The following is a 19813-nucleotide window of genomic DNA, read 5'->3' on the forward strand; positions in this document are numbered from 1 at the left end:
AGGTGCGTGCGCCCCTGCATGAAGCCCAGCAGCAGCAGGCGGTCACAGCCGATTGATGCGCCGCGGGATGCCATTGCTGGCCTTGTGAATGGCCGGAAAGGCGTCGTGGTCGAACGTGGGTTTGCCCAGTGAGCCCGCGCACTTCAAGCGGTGCTCCATGTAGCGCTGGGTCTCGTCCTCGTCCAGCGGGCCGATGTGGCAGGTTGCCGCCACCCGCTGGCGGAACTGCTCCATCTCGGGCTTCTGCAGGATGCTGCGGAACTCCGGTTGGCCGACCAGAAAGGTCTGCAGCAACGACTGGTTGGCGAACTGGAAGTTAGACAGCATGCGCAGCTCTTCCACGGCGCGCGCGGTCAGGTTTTGCGCTTCGTCGACGATGAGCAGGCAGCGCTTGCCCTGGGTCACCTGGTTGACGAAGAAGGCTTCCAGCGTCATCAGCAGCTCGGACTTGGGCGCGTCCTTGACGCGCACGCCAAACGCCGCGCCCACCATGCGCAGCGTGTCCTCGGCGTCGAGTTGGGTCGTCACGACATTGCCGATGACGACATTGCTGCGGTTCAGGCTGTCGAGCAGGCCACGCAGCAGCGTCGTCTTGCCGGCGCCGATCTCACCGGTGATGACAATGAAGCCGTCATTGCGCAGCACGCCGTAATCCAGGTAGGCCTTGGCCCGGCGATGCTGCTTGCTACCGTAATAGAAGTTGGGATCCGGACTGAGCTGGAACGGCTTGCTGCTCAGGCCGTAGAAGGCTTCATACATATCAGTGGTGCCCTACCGCGATCAGCGGCCGACGCGGCTGCTGATCGCGCAGCGAGCCAATGGGGCGCAAGGGTTGTCTCATGTCAGAACTGCTGAGTCAGGCTGGCGTACACCGCATTCTCAGTGTAAGAAATGACACCTTCGAAACGCGAATTCCGCGCACCCAACTGCGCCACGAGCCGCGGCCCCAGACGAACATTGCAGTTCGCCATCAGACTGGTCAACTGCTGGGACCGAAACTGGTTGCTCACGTTGCCGGTCGTTTCCTGACGCGACGCCGACACCGCGAGACCGGTCAGTGGCGTGAACTGGTGGCTGGCCGTCAGCGAATAGGACCGCTGCTCGATGCGCCCGCTGCTGGCAAGGTCGCCCTGATTCTGGTTGTCGCCCAGCCGGCTCGTTAGCGAACGATTGATCTGCGCCGTCAGGCTGCTGCGCACGCCTTGCAAGGTCACACTGAACACTTGGCTGCGCAAGCGGCTCGGACCGGCCGACAAAAAGCCACTGGCAATCGCAGCATCAGGCGACAGCCCCTGCGACTGCAGATAGGCGCGCACGAACGTGTCGCGCTTCACTGGGTCGGGTTCGATTGACGCGAACAGCAGGAAGAACTGGTCATAGTTGCTGCGTACGCCGCCGCTGGAGCCGGTGTTGCCCAACATCACACTTTGCGTATCGGACAAGCGCCAGACGGAGCGCGACATGCGGTGCTCGACGCTCAGCGCATGGCTGTTGCCGTAGTTGTGCCGCTGCCAATCGGCGTTGACATGAGTCCGGGGCGTGGGCGTCCATTCCGCATTGATGCCTGAGGTGACGCCATTGGCGTTGCCGCCGCCCAAGTAGTTGCTGCGCTCATAGCCCGTGTTGGCACGGAGGCTCCAGTCGGGATCGGGGCGATAGTTCAAGCCAATCCTCAGCGTCTCGCTGCGATTGGACTCGGTCAACGCAGAGTTGACCCGCTGGCTGTTGGCTTGCAGCCACCAGCTCAGCACGCCAGCATTCGCCTGGTTGACGAATATCGAACCGCCGCGGCCACGGCTGTCGCCGAGGTTGCTACCGCGCACCTCGGTGCGGGTGAAATCGCCACGCAGTTCATACGTGGCCAGTCCGCCCAGCATGCCGCGCAGCAGCGGCGACACGGTCAGGGTGCCGGTCTCTCTTTGGTTTTCATTGAGCAGACTGGCCGTCGAACTCTGCGAGTCCAGCGTCGGCGCGCTTTGCACGCCGAATGCCGAGGTGCTCTGCTGGCCAATCGAAGCCAGGACATTGACGAAGAACACGCGACTGACCAACTCGGCCTGCAAGTTGGCAGACAGCGCATTCTGGAGGCGGGCGGGCTGGTCTGACTTGAGGTATGCAATCCCGTTCAGCGAATAGTCCAGTGTGCCGCGCAATGAACCGCTGTTGCTGACAAGGTTGATACCCGGCGACACCGTCGTGATCAACGCGGCATCCTTGTTTTGATCGTTCAGGCGTAAGTTGTCCGTCCAGGTCTGCGTCACACCCAGGCGTGGCACCAGAGTCATGCCGCCACTTGCCGCAGCTCCGTTCTGCTGGGCCTGCGCCAGCGCTGCCGAAGTGGCGAGTGCGAACGCGAGGCAGCGCAACTCAGCCCTGCGCCGAGTCATTGCTGCCATATCCGTAGCCGTAGCCGTACCCGTACCCGTAGCCATATCCGTAGCCGTACCCACCCGCAGCGTTGGGGCTGGCCTGGTTGAGCAGCATCATCTTCACCGGGCAGGTCTCGATGGCAGCCAGGGCCTGCTGCACCGCGCTCTGCGGTGTTTTCTCGGCATGGACGACGATGATGATCTGACCCATGTGCGAGGCCAGCACGCGCGATTCGGTCGTCAGCAGCAGCGGCGGCGAATCGAAGATGATGATGCGGTCTGGGTAACGCTTGGCCATGGTGTCAAGCAGATGGCTCATCGCGTCGCTGGCCAGCAGTTCAGTCGCGCGCGGATGCGGCGTGCCGCTGGGCAGCAAAGTCAGCTTCTCGACATTGGTGCGCAACAGCACCTCGGACATGTCGACCCGCTCTTCCAGCACGTCAAGCAGACCCGGCCCCTGCGGCAAGCCCAGCATGCGCAGCACCGAGGGTCGCGCCACGTCGGCGTCGACGAGCATCACCGTGTTGTCAAGTTCGGCGGCGATGCTCAGTGCGAGATTGACTGAGGTGAAGCTCTTGCCCTCGCCAGCCAGGGCGCTGGTCACCATCAACAGATTGGCGTGGTTGATGGTCGCCGCGCCCTTGCCCATCGCGTTCTTGATCAGCGGCCGCTTGATGACGCGGTACTGATCGCCGGTCTGCGACCGCGGGGTGTGAGGCATCAGAAAGCCCTGAGCAGCGAGCGCCACCACATCCAACTCGACGCGTTTGGACGAGGGGTGCGGGCCGTCATCGACCACCGAGATGCCGACCGCAGGTGGCGCCGTCTGCACCCGAGCTCGCGCCACTGGGTCCGCCGCCGCCGTCGGCGCAATGACCGGCGGGCCGGCGGAGGCCGTAGCTGTGGGCAACGTCTGTTCGTCCCCAGGCAACACCACGCCGGCCTGGCGCAGTTGTTCGAGCCGCTGAGCGGCCTGTTCGATCAAGCTCGCCATGTCAAACCACCTGCCGACTCAGTTGAACGGCCAAGACCGTCAGGGCAACGGCAAACATCGCCAACAGCCCTCCAGCCCCCGCCGAGAAGCGGATCAGATCGACCCGCAGGCGCGCGCGGTCGGCATCCGTGACAAGCCGGGTGACCACGCCCAGGATGGGCAGTTCGACACGAGCGCGCAGGTCGTTGGCATCATGAAATACCGGTCGCAGCTGGCTGGCCGCGAACGTCGTGAAGAATCCAATCGCCAGTGCCACAACCATCGAACCCGCCAGCAACAACAAGCGGTTGGGCGCCACCGGCTTCGGATTGGCTCGCGGCGGGTCGATGACGCGGAAGTCCGCTACGCCCGACGCCACATCCAGCTCGCCCGAGATGGAGGCCTGCTCGCGACGCTGCACGAGGTCCTCGTAGTTCCTCTTGTTGATCGCATAGTCCCGATTCAACTGCGCCGCTTCGGCCTCGACCTGCGGCGCCGTCTTGAGGGCGGCCAAGGCCTGGGTGTAGCGCGCGGAATACTCGTCCACGCGTGCACGCAGGGATGCCACCTGCACCTCAGTGGTCGCCAGGATGCGCACCATTTCCTGCGTCGCAAGGCTGCCGCCACCCAGGCCCATGTTGACAGTTGGGGTGGCAGCCGCCGCCTTGCGCAGTTCGACAAGTTCGCGCTTGCGCTGCTCCTCGAGGTCCTTGATCAACTTGCGCGTCGCGATGATGTCGGGATGCTGATCTGTGAAGCGCTGCAGCAGGCCATCGAGGTTGCGCCGCTGTTCCGCCAGCCGCGCATCCAGTTCGGGCGTGCTGACATTGGCGTTCGCCTCCTGGAGCAGGCTCTGCGCCGTCGTCTGAGCGCCACCACGGGTCCTTTCAGCGTCCAGTTGCGCCTTGGCGGCATCACGTGCGTTCATTGCCTCGCGGAACTCCAGCCGCGCCCTCTCCAACTGGCCGCTGATCTCGGCGATGTGGGACGCCGAGTCCTTGCCGTCGCCCGAGCCGGCCATGGAAAGGTTCTTCAGCCGAAACTCCTTCAGCCGCGTCTCCGCCTCCTCAAGCTTGGTCTCGTAGGCCTTGATCTGTTCGTTGATGAATGTCGTCGCCGTCGAGGTGCCTTGGCGCGTTTGGCCCAAGCTGGACTCAACGAAGATCGAGACCAGCGACTGCACCACGCGCTTGGCCGTTTCGGGATCACTGTCCCGGTAGCCGAGCACGTACAGGTTGTCGCGCCCGCTGCTCTGGATCGAGAGGCTGCTCGTCACTGACTCGATCGTGGCGTCCTGCTGCGCCTTGGACTGATTCTTCAAATCCAAATCCGCCATGCGGACCAGCTTCTCTACATTGGGCCGGCTGATCAGCGTGCGGCTCAACATCGTCACCTGCTGCTCGACGTTCGGCTGCACGGCGAGGCCCTGCATCAGCGGCTTCAGGATGGACTGCGTATCGACGTAGATCCGTGCGCTGGCCTCGTACCGGTCCGGCAGTACAAAAACCACAACGGCTCCAACCACGCCAGTCACCCAGGCCACCACCAGGCCGATCCACCGGTACTTCCACATGCGCCGGACGACGACCAGCAGCTGGGCAATCAGCAATTCCATCGAAAACGGTCTCGGTTAATGCTTTTTGAAGCGGACTCTCAGCACGACGCCAGTGGCCCGCTCCTTCCGCAACTTTCAGAACAAGCTTTGGGGAATGATCAGGATGTCACCTGGCCGCATCTCGACATTGGCCGAAACATCGCCACGCTTGATCAAATCCTTCAGGCGCACCGAATACTGTTGGTTGCCCTCGGCGGTGCGCAAGATGGTGGCACTGTTGCCAGCCGCGAAGTCAGTCAAGCCACCCACGGCGATCATCACGTCGAGCAAACTCATCTTCTGCTTGAACGCAAGGAACTGCGGCTTGGCGGCCTCCCCCACAACGCGAATCTGCTCGCTGTACGGGCCGACAAAGTTGGTGACGATGACGGTCACCACAGGATCGCGCACGTACTTGCTGAGTTGTTGCTCCACATCGCGCGCGACCTGCACCGAAGTTTTGCCTTGCACAACGATCTCATCTACCAGCGGCGCAGCAATCTTGCCGTCGGGACGCACCGGCACCGACATAGACAACTCGGGATTGCGCCAGACCTGGATGTTCAGGTTGTCGCCGGCACCGATGATGTAGCTGTAATCCTGCGCCGACGTAGACGCCGGAGCCGGAGGATAGGTGCTGCCGAAGCTTGAGCAACCGGCAAGCGTACAAACAGTAAGCAACAGCAGCAAATGCTCGAGGGGACGCAGGAATGAAGCGGTTTTCGTTTTCAAGGCAATCCTCACAGATCGAAAGATATTAAGCGCCGAGAGTTTGTACCCGCCGAATTGAAGGCGCTGACCGCAGCCAAGGAGCGGCGAGATGATGCCATGGCACACGCGCTTGGAGACTACGGGCCCCTCCTCGGACGGGCCCCAACCGAGCATGATGCCACGCATCGGAACCCGCCGCGCCGGGAATGCGTCGCTTGGTATCCCTCAGTTGGGGTAGCCCATGGCCTCTGGCCTAGGATTTCAGCAACGGCCGGATCAGCATCAGCATCAGTCGCTGAATCGGATTGGCGTTGCCAAACGGCCGCCAGGTGAAGCTCAACTTTTGGCGGTAGGCATCGAACTGCATGGCCCACGGCGCCGACCTCAAGTCACCGCGCTCAAGGAGCAGCTTGAGCACGGCAGTACCCATCACACCGGCGCACAGGTCGCAGGACATCATCGTCGAAGGACCTCGCCGCTCTTTAAAGTTGACCGCATCCGGCGCCACCAGATATTTGCGCTGCAGCATGGCCGGGGACAAACCGGCGATGAAGCGCGCATACTGTTCATTCTCGCCGTGGCCTTCGACCTGGAAATATTGCTCAAAACTCATACCGCCCGGCTTGAAATACATCAGCGCCACGCCCATACCCAACGGCGCCGCCGTCACCGCAGGGATACCACGCTCATAACATGCCTTGAACAACATGCGCCTGGCCGGCAGCGCGAAAAAGTCGATGCCATCCACATACACATCTACATCGCGCAGAAATTCGTCGAGATTCGTTTCGGTGACACCCTCCGAAAATACTTGGATATCCGCTTGGGGATTGATGTCGCGCGCCATTTCATCCAGAACCTGAGCCTTTGGCCGATCAACAGTCGACATGAACGCGCCAACCTGCCGATTCATGTTGTGAACACCGAACTCATCAAAATCGGCAATGTTGAAGTGGCTCAGGCCCAGCCTAGACAATGTCAGCAGATGGGCGCCGCCAACCCCGCCAAGCCCGGCGATCGCTACACGTGCGGAGCGCAGCTTTTCCTGCTCGGTTTCGGTCACCCAGCCAATGTTCCTGGAAAATGCGCGCCCGTAGTCGAAAGTCGAAGCTTGGTTCAAGTTCCCTCCTTTGTGCCGGACTGAGTCATCATCAAGGCAAAGCCGACGTGTGAGCCGGCGTACCGTGTGGCCATCCTGCGGCAATCAGCAATCTAAGAATGGGCGCAAACCATGGATTCATCCACCACTGTCCTGCAGATTCTCGATTTTGCACGATGGGCGCCGAGCGGCGACAACACCCAGCCCTGGCGTTTCGAAATCATCGGCCCCAACCGCGTAGCCGTTCATGGATTTGACACGCGCGATCACTGCGTCTACGACCTTGACGGACATCCGAGCCAAATCTCCATCGGCGCCATGATCGAGACGGCCGCCATCGCCGCCAGCCACCATCAGCTTCGTACCGAAGCGAGACGGCGCCTGGACTCGCCGGATACCCACCCGGTGTTCGATCTCGAGTTCATTGCCGACCCGGTGATCGTCCCCGACCGACTTCTTGCCAGCGTCAAGACCCGCAGCGTTCAGCGTCGACCATTGAAGACGCAGCCGCTGACGACTCAGCAGAAGCAAGCGTTCGCAGCCAGTGTCGGGCCAGACTACTCGATCGAATGGATCGAGCGCGGCGCGGAGCGGCTGAAGGTGGCCAAGATGCTGTTCCATTCCGCCAAAATCCGGCTTGTCATACCCGAGGCCTATCGCGTTCACAAGGACATCATCGAGTGGCAGGCGCGGTTCAGCGAGGAGCGCGTACCCGACCAAGCCTTGGGCACCGATCCAATAACAACCCGATTGATGCGCTTCGTGATGCAGAGCTGGGACAGGGTGGAAATGTTCAACCGATTTTTCGCCGGCACGTGGGCGCCTCGCCTCCAACTGGACTTCGTCCCGGGACTGGCCTGCGCCGCCCATTTCCTGCTGCTCGCCAAGACGCCCGCGCGCACGATCGATGAATACGTCGCGGCCGGCCGGGCGACACAGCGCTTCTGGTTGACCGCCACGCAGCTGGGTCTGCAGCTGCAGCCCGAAGTCACGCCGCTGGTCTTTACTCGCTACGCTCGCGAAGGCATCGCCTTTTCGAGCAAGCCGGGCTCGCAGCAGATGGCTCAGCGGCTGGGTCAACGCTTTGTAGATGTCGTAGGCGAGCATGCGGTAGCTCATGCGGTATTCATGGCCCGTGTCGGCAACGGTCAACAGCCGAGCTCGCGCTCGCTGCGCCGGCCGCTGGACAGCCTGCTGATCAAGGGAGCGGCTCAGTGACAACGCTCGGTCGCCCCCTGCGGATCGCACTGTTTGCCGAAGCGGTGACCCTCGCCCATGTAGCGCGGCCGATCGCGCTTGCGCGGGCCATCGCACCGGCAGGCCATCAATTGCTGCTCGCCTGCGACGCACGTTATGCCGCCTTTGCGGCTGACGGCCCATGGCAGCACGAAGACATCCGCAGCATTCCGAGTGCGCAGTTCAACGAGGCACTTGCTCGGGGGACGCCGGTGTACGACTTCGATACGCTGGAGTCCTATGTGGCGGAGGATCTCCGGCTGATCCAGGCATTCAAGCCGGATCTAGTGGTCGGCGACTTTCGACTGTCGCTATCGGTCAGCGCAAGGTTGGCCGGCGTACCCTACATGGCAATCACCAACGCCTACTGGACGCCGCAGTACGAGGGCGGCTACAAGCTGCCAGTGATTCCGCTGAGCCGAGCCTTGCCGCTGCCGCTGGCCGCCGCCCTGTTCCACACGTTCCGGCCACTCGCCTTCATTCCCCATTGCCAACCGATGAACCGGCTGCGCAGTCATCACAAACTGGCGTCGCTTGGCTATAACTTGCGGCGCGTGTATACGGATTCCGATCACCTGCTGATTCCTGACCTAGCACCGCTCTACCCGCTTGCTGGTCCAGGGAACACCCACAGCTACATCGGTCCGCTGATGTGGTCACCGGCCATACAGCTGCCAGACTGGTGGGCCGAGTCCATCAGCGAGGAACTCGGCAGCGTCTACGTCACGCTGGGCAGTTCCGGCAACGTCTCGCTCTTGCCGCTCATTCTCGAGGCGCTGAAAGACCTGCCAGCGCGTGTACTTGCGTCCACGGCCGGCGCTGCAGCGCCGTCAAAGACTCCAGAGAATTCTCGTCTAGCGAGCTATCTGCCAGGCGATGCAGCAACGCAGCGCTCACGGTTGATCATCTGCAATGGCGGCAGCCTCAGCACCCAGCAGGCGCTGGCTGCTGGTATCCCGATACTGGCCGTCGCGAGCAATATGGACCAATTCTTGAACATGGCTCCGATTGAGGCCGCTGGCGCCGGCATCACGCTGCGCACCGACCGGCTGAGCGTCGCAGCTGTTCGACAGGCTGCAGCGACATTGCTGCGCTCTGAAGCGGCGACCTTGGCCGCAAGAAAACTCAAGCTCCTATTTGAGGCCCCCAATGGGGTGGGAGCGGCGTTTGATGAAGCCGCTGCCCGCTTGTTAGCGTCCCGCAGTGAGCGACCCTCTGCCGATCAAGAGGCGCCGTAAGAACAAAAAAAGCCCCGAAACCCGGGGCGTTTTCTATTGCGACCGGCTGACGCCGGATCCACTTACTTGCGGCGGCGAGCGACGAAGCCGAGGCCGCCCAGCGCCAGGCCAACCAGGGCCAGCGAAGCCGGCTCGGGAACCTTTGCGGTGAACGTCTGATTCGCATCAGCCTGGAACACCACTTGACCAGCAGCGATGGCCGTAGCGTCAACCTTGGTCGGCGCGCTGAAGGACGTCACAGCGGAGCCAAGTTGCAGCGTCGACGTCACGTTCGTGCCCGACAGCACCGGCGTGATATAGGCGGTGTTCGTGTAGGTCACCACGCCGTTCAGGTTGGCCTGGCCACCCGTCGACGTGTTGAACAGCTGCGGCGTCTGCGCAAGGTTGAAGTTACCGGAAATGAGCTTGGTACCGTCCTCAAAACCGCTCCAGGCGCCATTCTTGACGATCTTGGCGTTGGATGCGGTGTCGTAGTAGATGTCGAAAGCGCCGGAGGTGATCTGGAACGTGCAGCTGCTGAAGTCAGCGGTGCAGGCTGTCACCGTCTCCTGGAAGGAGGCGAACACCGTGTACTCGTACATGCCAGGAGCTTCGGGCACGCCGTTGGCGACGGAATCCAAATGCGGCGTGAACATGTTGTTGCCACCCGTGTCGGTCACGTTCGTGGCCCAACCGGCGTAGTACAGGGTGAAGGTGCTGCCAACCGAGCCAACATAGCCAGAGGTCCAGGCCGCAGAACCTTGGGCCCAGTCGAAACCACCGAACGGCGTCTTGGTGCCGTCGAGGTTGGTGATGCTGGGATCAGCGAAAGCGGTGCCGCAGAAAACGGTCGCACCAGCGATCGAGAGCGCGGCGGCAATCTTTTTGAAGTTCATGACATCTCTCCTAACGTTACGAGCATGCGACCTTCGCATGATCTTGCAGTTGTATAAGCAGTAGTTGTGCCAGGATCCGCAAGTGCTTGTCAGATATAGAATTTCCCTTAATTTGGACGGGCCGTAGCCACAACCGCAAGGGAACTGTCAAGTTTTCCGACAGCGGCCCTTATAGGCTCGCCAGTAGCTTCCTGACTTCCGACTGCGCAGCAAAGCCGTCGCCCATCTGCGTAAGGCGCACCAGATGCTCACGTGCTTCCGGCTTTCTACCCGCATTCGCGTAGTACTGCGCCAAATGCAAGCGATGCATTCCATGGTCTGGAGACCTACCCACCGCCTTTTTCTGCAACTCGATTGCCTGGTCCAAGCGACCCGACGCGGCGAACACCTGGGCCAGTGTGTCCATGTAGTCGGCGTTTTCCGGCGCCAGCTTGTTAGCCTTTTCAGCGTACCCGAGCGCCTTCGGATCTTTGTTGCGGTTCAGCAGCCAAGCAACGTTGTTTGATGCGTTGGCGTTGTCTGGCTGCAGCTTGAGCACCGACAGATAACGATCCAGGGCCGGAGCGTAGTTCGCCTGCAGAAGCGTGGCGTCCGCGGAATAGATGAGGAACTTGAGATCGTTGGGATGAGCAGTCAGCCAATCTGCCTCCATCTGCTTGGCCTCGGGCAGCTTACCGCTGCCGATTAGCACGCGGTGCAGTTTGATAGCCACGTCGACTTGAGGCAGCAATCTCAGCGCCGTCCGATAGTTCAAGGTAGCCGCGGTCCAGTCCTTCTGAACGGCCGCGATATCACCGATCATGGAATGCACGAGCGGATCGTTCGGGTACAGCGCCTTCATCGACTCTGCCAACCGATGCGCCTCCGCGAAGTTTCCAGCCGCAATTTCATTGACGATCAGCGCACGCTGAGCTGGCTGGTAACCAGGCTTGAGTTTCAGGGCCCGCTCCATCGCCTGAATCGAGGCTGCCTTGTCGCCCCTTGCAGCGTAGGCCTGGGCCAGCAGCATCAGCGGTTCGGGCGATTTGGGCTGCAATGAGATGAGCTTGTTGTAAGAGCTGATGGCCTGGTTGTAATCGCCCGACATCGCCTGCGCCCTGGCGAGATAGCGCAGCACGGCGGGGTTGTCAGGCAGCGCGGCCGCTGCCTCGGTCGCAACTGACAAGGCGGCCTTGGTCCGTTGCCGGCCCAATTCCAGCTCGATCAGGCCCAGGCGAGGACGCGGCTCATCGGGCATCTGCTTGATGAGCTTCTCCAGCGTGGCCACGAGTTCCTCCTTGTTGGCGCCGGCCTGTTCACGCAGCCCGACGACGGCCATGTTGGCCGAAACACTGTTCGGGTTCACGGCCAGCAACTTTTGGAAGCGTGCCATCGCCGCCTCGGGCTTCTTGGCCTGCATGTCGAGCGCCGCCAAGCTGGCTGCGGCCGGGAAGTAGGCCGGGTCGAGCTTCAAGGCCGATTCAAAGGCCTGTATCGCGTTGTCCTGTTTGCCTCGAATCAGTTCGATGCGCCCGCGAAGGTTGCGTGGTCCGGCGCTGTCCGGCGTCTTACGCTCGAGCGTCTCGATCGACTTGAGCGCCTCGTCCCACTCCTTGCGCTGCATGAATGTCGTCACAAGGGCCAGGTCCGCCACCGGGCTGACATCGGCGGCCGACAACGCTTTCAGCGCAGCAATGCCATCCTCGGTGCGACCCTTAGCGATGCTGACCAGCGCGAGCGCCGATCTGCTAGGGACGTCGTTCGGATCAATTCTCGAGATCTTCGTGAAGGCAGCCTCAGCGCGCTGCGTGTCGCCGGCCTGCAGATAAGCCTCGGCCGCCAGGCTTAATGCGGTCACGTTGCTGCTGCCCTCACCGAGCAGGGGCTGCAGGGTGTTCAGCGCCTTGCCCGGTTCACCGGCACGCAAGCTGGTCTGAGCCAGTAGCAGCCGGGCCTTCTCAAAGTTCGGGTCGGTATGGATGGCCATGTTGAGATAGCCCTCCGCTTCAAGTAACGCACCTCGGCGGAACGCAACCACTCCGGCCAGATGCTGCACCCGCAAATCCTGCGGCGCCATCTTCACCAGCGCCTGGACGTTGTCCCGCGCGATGTCCAGATCCTGGCGCTCCAGCGCCAACAACGCGGTCAGAAGGTGTACCTGACCCTGGGCACCCCGGACCTTGCGCAGCGCATCGATCTCAGCCTTGGCGGCGTCAAGATCCTTCTTGGCCAGCAGCAGATGGAAAGCGCCGACGTGCGCCAGCAGGTGCGCCTTGTCAAGCGAAAGTGCCTTGCGATAGGCCTCCAGTGCCTTGTCGGTATGGCCGAGCAGACTCTGGAAATCACCTTTGACCTGCCAGCCGTCGGCGCTCTGCGGCGACTTCGCGAGCACGGCATCGACGGCAGCGAGGCCCTCCGCCGGTCCAGCCGCGGCAGCCACAAGCCGAACGCGGACCAATTGCGCCCGCACATTGTCCGCATCGTCTGACACCGCCTCATTGGCAAGCTCCAGGGCCTTGGCGGCGTTGCCGGTTGCACTGTAGGCCACGGCCAGCGAAGCCTTCAAGTCGGCGCTAGCGGTGTTCGAGGCCGGCTTCGCCTCGCCGTATGCGGAAATAACCTTGGCAAACTCGTTTTGACCCAGCATCGCTTGCGCGATCAGAGGCTCAAGCTTGTCGTCCTTTGAGCCGAGCGCCTTGGCCTTGCCCAGTTCGCTCAGCGCGCCAACTGCATCGCCGCCCTGCAGCAGCGCCTCCCCAAGCAGAACACGGGCCTCGGGGAGCGAGGGATTGCCTTGGAGCGCATTCTTCAGCTGAATGACCGCCGCGGCGGTGTCCTTCTTGGCCAAGTCTGCTTTGGCCGCGGCAATGTATTGATCGGCCGATTTGTCAAAACAGCCACCCAGCAGTGCACTCGAGAGCGCCAATCCGGCCGCCGACCAGCGTTTGGCGCCAAATCTAGATGACGAAGCTTTATTCATGAAATCAATTAATAGATATTGCGGCACGATTGTGCTGCGGGTGTAGCGGCGAGAAGGTGGTCAGCGGGGGGTGAGCCGTAGCCCTTCCAGCGCGTCCGGGTGAGCTTCGAATGAGTGGTTCACCAAGCGTTCGATCACCGCATACAACGGTTTGATCAAAGGCCGCAGATTGCCCACGACCTTGCTCGAACTGAGCACAGAAGGAACGCGCGCACCCCGATGCTCGATCTCGTCGCCGATCGGGTGGATGTCGAAGCCGAGGCGAACGAAGTGACTGGCCAGACGTGGCTCAGTCAGCACGAACACGTTCTCGATGCCAAGTCGCCGTGCAATTGCCGCAGCGCCGAGATACAGACTCATCGGAATGAACGGGAAACGCGGTTGACCGTTGCGGGATTCGAAGTCGCGTTTGTCAACCGCCACGGGTTCCTGACTCTCGCCCTGGCGCTGGCGAAACGCGCTCATCACAGCCAGCCTGGAGACTTCGCCCACGTCGTTCCGGGGCAGTTGGGCAGGATCGAATCGGTCACGGTGGATCACATCACGACAACTGAGCTCGAACGGCAACGGGAAAGATGGGTCTTCTGGCCGGGCGAGCACGAGGCGCGAGCAACCGACGAGCTCGCCGCTGCCGCGCTTGAGTAGAAGGCAATGGACGGAATGCCTGTCGTAGCCGTCAATCTCAAGGCCATCTTTGCGAACCGCTTCCCAACCGAGTTCACGACAATAAACATCGTGCCGAATTCGATACACCATCTCGATGCTGGGGGCATCAAGGGCGACCGAGAACTCGAACAGATCCTCAAACCTGTTGCCAAGGTTGCCGCCGCCGCTTGAAGTCGATGGGTCCACGAATTGCCTCAAAGTCGGCTGATCGTATCAACTAACGCAAGCGGTGCCAGGGCGGATGGCACGGATATCGCCGTGCTGTCGAAGGCCCGCCAGCTTTGCCAAAGGCAGGGCCTGGATGGCTCGGCAGAAAGCAAAACCTGGGGTATCGGGTCGGCAGCACACCGATCATCACTTCGCCGCCTTGGCGGATTCGATCAGCGGCCCAAACAGCGAGGCCGGGATCGCATAGCTGATCCCCGAGGGTTGCGTCAGCGCGGACTCCTTGCCGGCCTTGGTCAGCACCATGTTGACGATGCCGACGACCTCGCCCGTTTCCTGATCCAGCACCGGGCCGCCGCTGTTGCCCGGGTATGCCGTGGCGTCGAGTTGCAGGATGTCGAAGCTGCCAGCACGCAACTGCCGCAGCGCTCGCGGGTCCAGGCTGCGGGCGTTGGCAGCGGGCAGCGAGATTGGCGTGATCGCCGAAATGATGCCGCGGTGGCTGACGGTGGAAAAGCCTAGGGCACCACCAATTGGGAAACCCATGAACAACACAGCCCGCCCTTCGCGCGCCAGCGCAGGGTCGGCGACGCGCAGCGGCGGGAGGGTCGCACCCTCAAAGCTCAGCGCCACCAAGTCGTGGGCACGATCAAGCGACGCGACGCGCGCAAGCCGCAAACCCCACTCGCCATTCGCGGCACGCACCTGGATGCTGACCCGCTGCTCGGTTTCCGTCACATCGGGCGACGGCAGGACGTGCGCGTTGGTGATGACAAGGCTACCGTCCGCAACAGCGAAGCCAGTGCCGCGGAAACCGAAGCGCGGGCTGTCGGTCGGCGAGAAGGTGCCGACCAGCACAACAGAGGGTTTGCTGCGTTCGATCAACGCCGGCAGATCTGTTGCGGTCGCCCAAACCGGTACGAGGCTCAGCCCTAGGAGCAGACTGCGGCGCCTCATTGCAGCAGGTCCCGCGACGTAAAGCCGCCCTCAAGCGCCGCGACACAACGGCGCCAGGTATCGTCCGGCTCGCTGACCCGAAAGCCATAAAAGCGGCTCCCGTCGGACTGCTTGGAGCGCACCACGCACACCTCGCTGCGCGACCAGTCCTGCCGACCAAGCTGGACGCGGGCCTCGCCTCGCATGTTGAGCGGCAGGTCGAGCCGGGATTCGGCCTGGAAGCCCGACTGCGAGACCTCGACGACATTGAAGACGAACAGGCGCTCGACACCGTCGATCTCGAGCTTGAGCTCGGCGGGTGCGCGCAGCGAATAGCGCTGATGACGGCGCAGCGGATGCCCGGCGGACTCCTCGTCGCTGACGGGAGGCAGTACGCGGCGGTATTCGGGGCTGTTGTAGATGGCCGCGAGCAAGGCTTTGCGCCGGCTGTCGAGGCTTCGCAAAACCTGGGTGCGCCGGTTGAAGAAATAGTCGAGCAGTTCAGGGGTCATGACCGGGTCATTGGTCGTGAAGTACCGGCGCTGCGGCAACTTGATGTTCGGCATCTTGAGCTCGAAAAAATAATGGTGCAGGTCCTTGCGCGGTGGCCGGTCGCGATAGCCGCGCCTAAAGATGGCGGGCGCCGCCTGGAGGTCCAGCGTCGCTCCGACGGCGGGCGCATCGTTGGCGAAGTCATATTTGGTGACGGGCGGGTCGCGTAGGCGTTCAAAAAACAGCAGCGCCTCGTAGCGGTCGATGTGATCCGGGTTGACGGCGATGAGCAGATGACGGGTGTCGGACATTCCGACGCAGTATTCCCGCACGAACTTCATCAACGGGAACAGGATGGTGCTGCCGCTCTTGCGGAAGTCCGGGTGCACGGCCAGCCCCGAGATCTCGGCGATCTGGCCGTCGTTCTTTCGCACCTGTTCGAGGTTGAAGTTGCTTTGCAACGGGAAGCCAAAGACGCCCTCACGGATGATCGAAATCGTCCCGACGACTCGACCTTTCCATTTGGCGCAAAGCGTCGTCGTCGTCGGCAGGGCGTGATAGATCGTGACCCTCATGCCCGCCGGGTCGGGTTTCATGAAGCCCCTCGCGACATAGGCGTCATGCAGAATCCTGAAGCAGTCTTCCAGTTCCTGCTGGGTCTCCGCCACCTTGAGCTCGAGCCGCAAATCAGGATCAGGATCGCAATCCACCGTGGCCCGGTACATCGCAAAACGGGCATCAATCGGAAAGTACGCAAAAATCCGGCGCATCGCGTGGTGCAACCATCGCTGCGCAGGAGAACGTCGAGTCGTGCTCATGGCAAGCTCCCTGTTGGCCTTTTGAATGTCAGGGCGATCCTCGCGCCCGCGAACTTGGCATTAGCGCACCAGCAGCGCCCGTCGTGAGGCCCTGGGCTTTCACCTTCATGACTTGATCTGCAGCCGGTTCATCAGGTCGTAGAGCGTCGGGCGGCTGACGCCGAGCAGTTCGGCTGCCTTGACGATATTGCCGTCGGTTCGTGCGAGCGCAGTGATGACGGCCTGACGCTCTGCAGTCTCGCGCACGGCGCGCAGGTCTAGCACGGCATCGGCAGTGGCGGCCAAGGGCTCAGCGCGCAAGCCCAGATCGACTGCGGCGATGCGATCCTCCTCGGCCATGATGACGGCACGCTTGAGCATGTTCTGCAACTCGCGCACGTTGCCAGGCCAACGGTGGGTTTCGAGGGCGCGCACGGCGTCGTCAGACAGCGTGGGCACGGGGCGCCGCATCTCGGTCGCGAAGCGGCGAGCGAATGCGTGCGACAGCAGCACTGGATCTCCCACACGGTCACGCAGCGGTGGGATGTCGACGACGATCTCGGCGAGCCGATAGAAAAGGTCTTCGCGGAACCGGCCGTCGGTGATGCGTGCCTTGAGATCCTGATGGGTCGCGCCCACGACGCGCACGTCGATAGGAATCTCCTGGCGGCCGCCCACGCGCTCAATGACGCGCTCCTGCAGGAAGCGCAGCAGCTTGGCCTGCAGTGGCATGGGCAGATCGCCAATCTCGTCGAGCATCAGCGTGCCGCCGTTGGCCGTCTCGATCTTGCCCAGCGTCGATTTGGTGGCGCCGGTGAACGCGCCCTTCTCGTAACCGAAAAGTTCGCTCTCCAGCAAGGTTTCAGGGATGGCAGCGCAATTGATCGCAACGAAGCGGCCCTTGCGCTTGGAGGCGTCGTGGAGGCCTTGCGCCAGCACTTCTTTGCCGGTGCCGCTTTCACCGAGCAACAGCACCGTCGCATCGCTTGGCGCCACCTTCTCGATCATGCGGCAGACTCGCTGCATGCCGGGGTCGCGCGTGATGAGGCCGGAGAAGACGTCGCTGCTCTGCTGCGTTTGCAGGCGACGGTTCTCCTGCTGCAGTTCGTAAAGGCGGTAGGCGCGCTCGACCGTGAGGCTCAGCACGTCGGGGTCGACCGGCTTGGCGAGGAAGTCGTAGGCGCCCATGCGGATGGCGCGCAGCGCGTTGCCCTGGTCGTTCTGGCCGGTCAGCACGATGACCTTGACGCCGGGGTCAAGTTCCAGCAGTTTCTCCAGGCACTTGAAGCCCTCGGAAACGGAATCGCGGTCCGGCGGCAGGCCCAGGTCCATGGTGACGACTGCCGGGCTATGCCGACGGAACTGCAACACCGCGCTGGCAACATCGTCGGCAGTGACGGACTCGAAGCGGTCCAGCGACCACTTGAGCTGCTTCTGCAAGGCCAGGTCGTCCTCGACGATCAACAGCGGCGCATGCCTGGGCGTGGTCATCGCGCGTCCAACGTGGCCAGCGGCACGTCGGCCTGGGCGTGGAACAAGGGCAGCAACAGCGTCACGGTGGTGCCACGGTTCAATTCACTCTGCACGCTGATCTTGCCTCCCAATTCCTGCACGTATTGATAGCTCTCATGAGCACCTATGCCCATGCCACTTGCTTTGGTGGTTTGGAAAGGCTTGAAGAGCCGATTCTGAATGAAATCCTCGCTCATGCCGCAGCCAGTGTCGGTGACACGAACCCGCGCCTGGCTGCCTTGGGCGTCGAGCGTCAGGCAGACGTCGCCGGCCGGCGGGGTCGCATCGAAGGCGTTCTGCACGACATGGCCAAGCACTCGCTCGACGCGCTCGGCATGGCCGCGCGTGTTGACGCCAGGCTGCAGTTCCAGTGTCAGCACCCTGCCCTTGCTTGAGGCCGCCGCAGCCAGGCGCTTGGCGATCTGCTCGAGATCGACCCCGCTCGTCACGCCATGCGGCTTGTCGCCCTGGCGCAGTTGCAGCATGAGCTGGCGCATCTTCTCGAGCGAGTTCTCGACGGTGTCCAGCATGTCCTGCTGGAACTCGGGGTTGTCACGCAGGCGCTTGGCGTTCTTCATCATCAGCGACAGCTGGGTGACGATGTTCTTCAGGTCATGCACCACAAAGGCCGACATGCGGTTAAAGGCGTCGAACTTGCGAGCTTCCAGCAACGCCTCTGTAGCCTGGGCCTGGGCAAGATAGCCGGACGCCTGACTGGCCGCAGTGCGCAGCAGGTCACGCACTTCCCAGTTCAACTCGACAACGACGCGGGGCTTGCCGAGCACTGCGAAGCCGATCAAGACCTCGCGCACGAGCAAGGGGACCACCAGCCAGCAACGCGGCTCGTCCACAAGCCAGGCGGGCAGTTCCAGGCCCGGGTAGGCATCGCGCCGAGCGCGCCACTCGTCCACGTCGATGATCCAGGCGCGCTCTTGCCAGAACGCCGCCAGCGAACCATCGCGCCCCTCGCTCCCGGCCTGGGCGGGCAGGTTCCAGCGCGCCGCCTGCACGAAGTCGGCATCCGCCGAACGCTGCATCCAGAGCATGCCGCTCGGGCTCTCGACCAGATTGCACAGCGCACGCACAGCGGTTTCAGCGGTGTGCTCGGGCTCGACGCTGCTGGCCAACATTCGAGTGAAGCGCAGCCACTCCTCGCGGTAGTCATAGCGATAGCTGAAGAAGTTCTTGCTGATGTAGACGCGCAGCCTCGCACGCACCGAGCCTGAAGCAACGACCAAGGCCAAGGCAATCAGCGCTACGAAGACCAGCGCCACCGACAGCGCCCGCCCCCATTGCCCGCCGGTATAGCGCACGTAATAGCCGACACCAGCAACGATCAGAAGGTAGGCACCAACCAGCAGCAAAGCCGCCGAATGGAAGACCGCAGCGCGCGACACGTGGAGCTTGCCCAACCAGCCGCCATGCCGGCGCGATGCCACATAGAGCAACGGTACGGCCGCTGCATGCACAAGGGAACGAACGCTGACCGCATCGCCATCAAAGCGCAGGAAAAGTGCTGCCTGCGAGCCGATAAAGAGGTCAAAGACGAAGATGCCGCCCAGGCCGAGACAGAAGGGCTTGACGTTCCAACGCGCGTCGGCACCCGCGTTGCGCAGCATCTGTTCAACCAGCACCAAGCCCAGCACTGCCAGGCCCAGCGCACCGAAGGCTTGTGGCCGCGCCAAGGCCGCAGGCGGCAGGCTGTCGGCCAGGAAGATCAGCGCCAGTTGTGCCAGCACTGTGAGGGCAACCACCGGCCGCACCCAACCCAAGCCACCACCGCGCCGCGCCGGTGGCAGCAGCATCAGCAGGAAGGCAAACCACAGGGCAAAGCGCAAGAGATCCAGGCTCGGCACGACCCAGGCCGGCAAGCGATCGGACCAATGCCTGAGCCCATCCGTCAGCGACAGGCCGGCCCACGCCGAACTTGCCGCCAATGCCGCGAGGAATACGACGGCCAAGGCCGTCACGGGCAGACTGCCGCGCAAAAATCGCTGCGCGAAATAGAGCGCCAACAGTCCGTAGGCCGCCGAGCAGATCAAATCCCCGAGGCTGCTCAAGGATGCCATGTGCGCAAGCGCCTCAAGCAGGGCACCTGAGGCGGAATCCAACTCGGCGCGGGCCATGACGGATTCAAGCATGCGCCGCGCACCTGCCGCATCGGCGCTTGTGCCGAGGCCAGCAGCAGGGG

At 62.6% G+C, this 19813-nt stretch carries 14 protein-coding genes and 1 pseudogene; 2 read left to right on the forward strand and 13 right to left on the reverse strand.

Translation table 11 applies throughout. The features are described from left to right. The 6 genes and pseudogenes from ABIS05_RS16970 to ABIS05_RS16995 form a co-directional block, all read right to left on the reverse strand. Window positions 1-759 (reverse strand): annotated as a pseudogene (locus ABIS05_RS16970) (XrtA/PEP-CTERM system-associated ATPase); the annotation flags it as partial. Between the two features lie 83 nt (window positions 760-842). Continuing rightward, window positions 843-2387: a TIGR03016 family PEP-CTERM system-associated outer membrane protein gene (locus ABIS05_RS16975; RefSeq protein ID WP_348063289.1), complete on the reverse strand. Its 1545-nt coding sequence runs from the start codon at window positions 2385-2387 to the stop codon at window positions 843-845. Next, window positions 2368-3363, reverse strand: a complete 996-nt coding sequence (locus tag ABIS05_RS16980) for an XrtA-associated tyrosine autokinase (RefSeq protein WP_348009284.1) — start codon at window positions 3361-3363, stop codon at window positions 2368-2370. Before ABIS05_RS16980 ends, ABIS05_RS16975 begins: the two co-directional genes overlap by 20 nt. A gap of 1 nt (window position 3364) precedes the next feature. After that, on the reverse strand, window positions 3365-4957 hold the full coding sequence (locus ABIS05_RS16985; RefSeq protein ID WP_348009285.1) for an XrtA system polysaccharide chain length determinant: 1593 nt from the start codon (window positions 4955-4957) through the stop codon (window positions 3365-3367). 75 nt (window positions 4958-5032) lie between these two features. Continuing rightward, window positions 5033-5626, reverse strand: coding sequence for an XrtA/PEP-CTERM system exopolysaccharide export protein (locus tag ABIS05_RS16990; protein WP_407074815.1), 594 nt, complete (start codon window positions 5624-5626; stop codon window positions 5033-5035). A gap of 274 nt (window positions 5627-5900) precedes the next feature. Further along, window positions 5901-6767 (reverse strand): ThiF family adenylyltransferase, encoded by an 867-nt coding sequence (locus ABIS05_RS16995; RefSeq protein WP_348009286.1) that lies wholly within the window; start codon window positions 6765-6767, stop codon window positions 5901-5903. A gap of 111 nt (window positions 6768-6878) precedes the next feature. On the opposite strand from ABIS05_RS16995, the gene ABIS05_RS17000 reads away from it, so the two are divergent. Then, the gene (locus ABIS05_RS17000) at window positions 6879-7964 is read left to right on the forward strand and encodes a molybdopterin biosynthesis protein MoeY (RefSeq protein WP_348009287.1); all 1086 of its coding nucleotides are present in this window, start codon (window positions 6879-6881) and stop codon (window positions 7962-7964) included. After that, a complete protein-coding gene (locus ABIS05_RS17005; RefSeq protein ID WP_348009288.1) occupies window positions 7961-9220 on the forward strand; it encodes a glycosyltransferase in 1260 nt (419 codons plus the stop codon). The genes ABIS05_RS17000 and ABIS05_RS17005 overlap by 4 nt, the downstream gene beginning before the upstream one ends. A 62-nt stretch (window positions 9221-9282) precedes the next feature. On the opposite strand, the gene pepA is transcribed toward ABIS05_RS17005, so the two are convergent. From pepA to prsK, 7 genes are all read right to left on the reverse strand, one after another. Beyond that, a complete protein-coding gene (gene pepA / locus ABIS05_RS17010) occupies window positions 9283-10095 on the reverse strand; it encodes a flocculation-associated PEP-CTERM protein PepA (protein ID WP_348009289.1) in 813 nt (270 codons plus the stop codon). Window positions 10096-10264: 169 nt separating this feature from the next. Next, on the reverse strand, window positions 10265-13054 hold the full coding sequence (gene prsT, locus ABIS05_RS17015) for an XrtA/PEP-CTERM system TPR-repeat protein PrsT (protein WP_348009290.1): 2790 nt from the start codon (window positions 13052-13054) through the stop codon (window positions 10265-10267). A 60-nt stretch (window positions 13055-13114) separates the two neighbouring features. Then, on the reverse strand, window positions 13115-13906 hold the full coding sequence (locus tag ABIS05_RS17020) for a PEP-CTERM/exosortase system-associated acyltransferase (RefSeq protein ID WP_348009291.1): 792 nt from the start codon (window positions 13904-13906) through the stop codon (window positions 13115-13117). Between the two features lie 168 nt (window positions 13907-14074). Continuing rightward, entirely contained in the window at window positions 14075-14770 is a 696-nt protein-coding gene (locus ABIS05_RS17025) for a serine protease (protein ID WP_348009292.1), read from the reverse strand. Between the two features lie 68 nt (window positions 14771-14838). Continuing rightward, window positions 14839-16131, reverse strand: coding sequence for a GNAT family N-acetyltransferase (locus ABIS05_RS17030; protein WP_348009293.1), 1293 nt, complete (start codon window positions 16129-16131; stop codon window positions 14839-14841). Between the two features lie 105 nt (window positions 16132-16236). Beyond that, window positions 16237-17601 (reverse strand): PEP-CTERM-box response regulator transcription factor, encoded by a 1365-nt coding sequence (gene prsR, locus ABIS05_RS17035; RefSeq protein WP_348009294.1) that lies wholly within the window; start codon window positions 17599-17601, stop codon window positions 16237-16239. Next, the gene (prsK, locus tag ABIS05_RS17040; protein ID WP_348009295.1) at window positions 17598-19763 is read right to left on the reverse strand and encodes an XrtA/PEP-CTERM system histidine kinase PrsK; all 2166 of its coding nucleotides are present in this window, start codon (window positions 19761-19763) and stop codon (window positions 17598-17600) included. The genes prsR and prsK overlap by 4 nt, the downstream gene beginning before the upstream one ends. Window positions 19764-19813: the final 50 nt, after the last annotated feature.

The sequence above is a fragment of the Roseateles sp. genome, from assembly GCF_039929605.1.
GTDB lineage: Bacteria > Pseudomonadota > Gammaproteobacteria > Burkholderiales > Burkholderiaceae_C > Pelomonas.

What these genes read in the sequence shown, in the direction of transcription:
- prsK (WP_348009295.1), bottom strand. Translation starts at nt 19,763, where the DNA reads ATGCTTGAATCCGTCATGGCCCGCGCCGAGTTGGATTCCGCCTCAGGT.
- pepA (WP_348009289.1), bottom strand. Translation starts at nt 10,095, where the DNA reads ATGAACTTCAAAAAGATTGCCGCCGCGCTCTCGATCGCTGGTGCGACC.
- ABIS05_RS17030 (WP_348009293.1), bottom strand. Translation starts at nt 16,131, where the DNA reads ATGAGCACGACTCGACGTTCTCCTGCGCAGCGATGGTTGCACCACGCG.
- ABIS05_RS16980 (WP_348009284.1), bottom strand. Translation starts at nt 3,363, where the DNA reads ATGGCGAGCTTGATCGAACAGGCCGCTCAGCGGCTCGAACAACTGCGC.
- ABIS05_RS16975 (WP_348063289.1), bottom strand. Translation starts at nt 2,387, where the DNA reads ATGACTCGGCGCAGGGCTGAGTTGCGCTGCCTCGCGTTCGCACTCGCC.
- ABIS05_RS17000 (WP_348009287.1), top strand. Translation starts at nt 6,879, where the DNA reads ATGGATTCATCCACCACTGTCCTGCAGATTCTCGATTTTGCACGATGG.
- prsR (WP_348009294.1), bottom strand. Translation starts at nt 17,601, where the DNA reads ATGACCACGCCCAGGCATGCGCCGCTGTTGATCGTCGAGGACGACCTG.
- prsT (WP_348009290.1), bottom strand. Translation starts at nt 13,054, where the DNA reads ATGAATAAAGCTTCGTCATCTAGATTTGGCGCCAAACGCTGGTCGGCG.
- ABIS05_RS16985 (WP_348009285.1), bottom strand. Translation starts at nt 4,957, where the DNA reads ATGGAATTGCTGATTGCCCAGCTGCTGGTCGTCGTCCGGCGCATGTGG.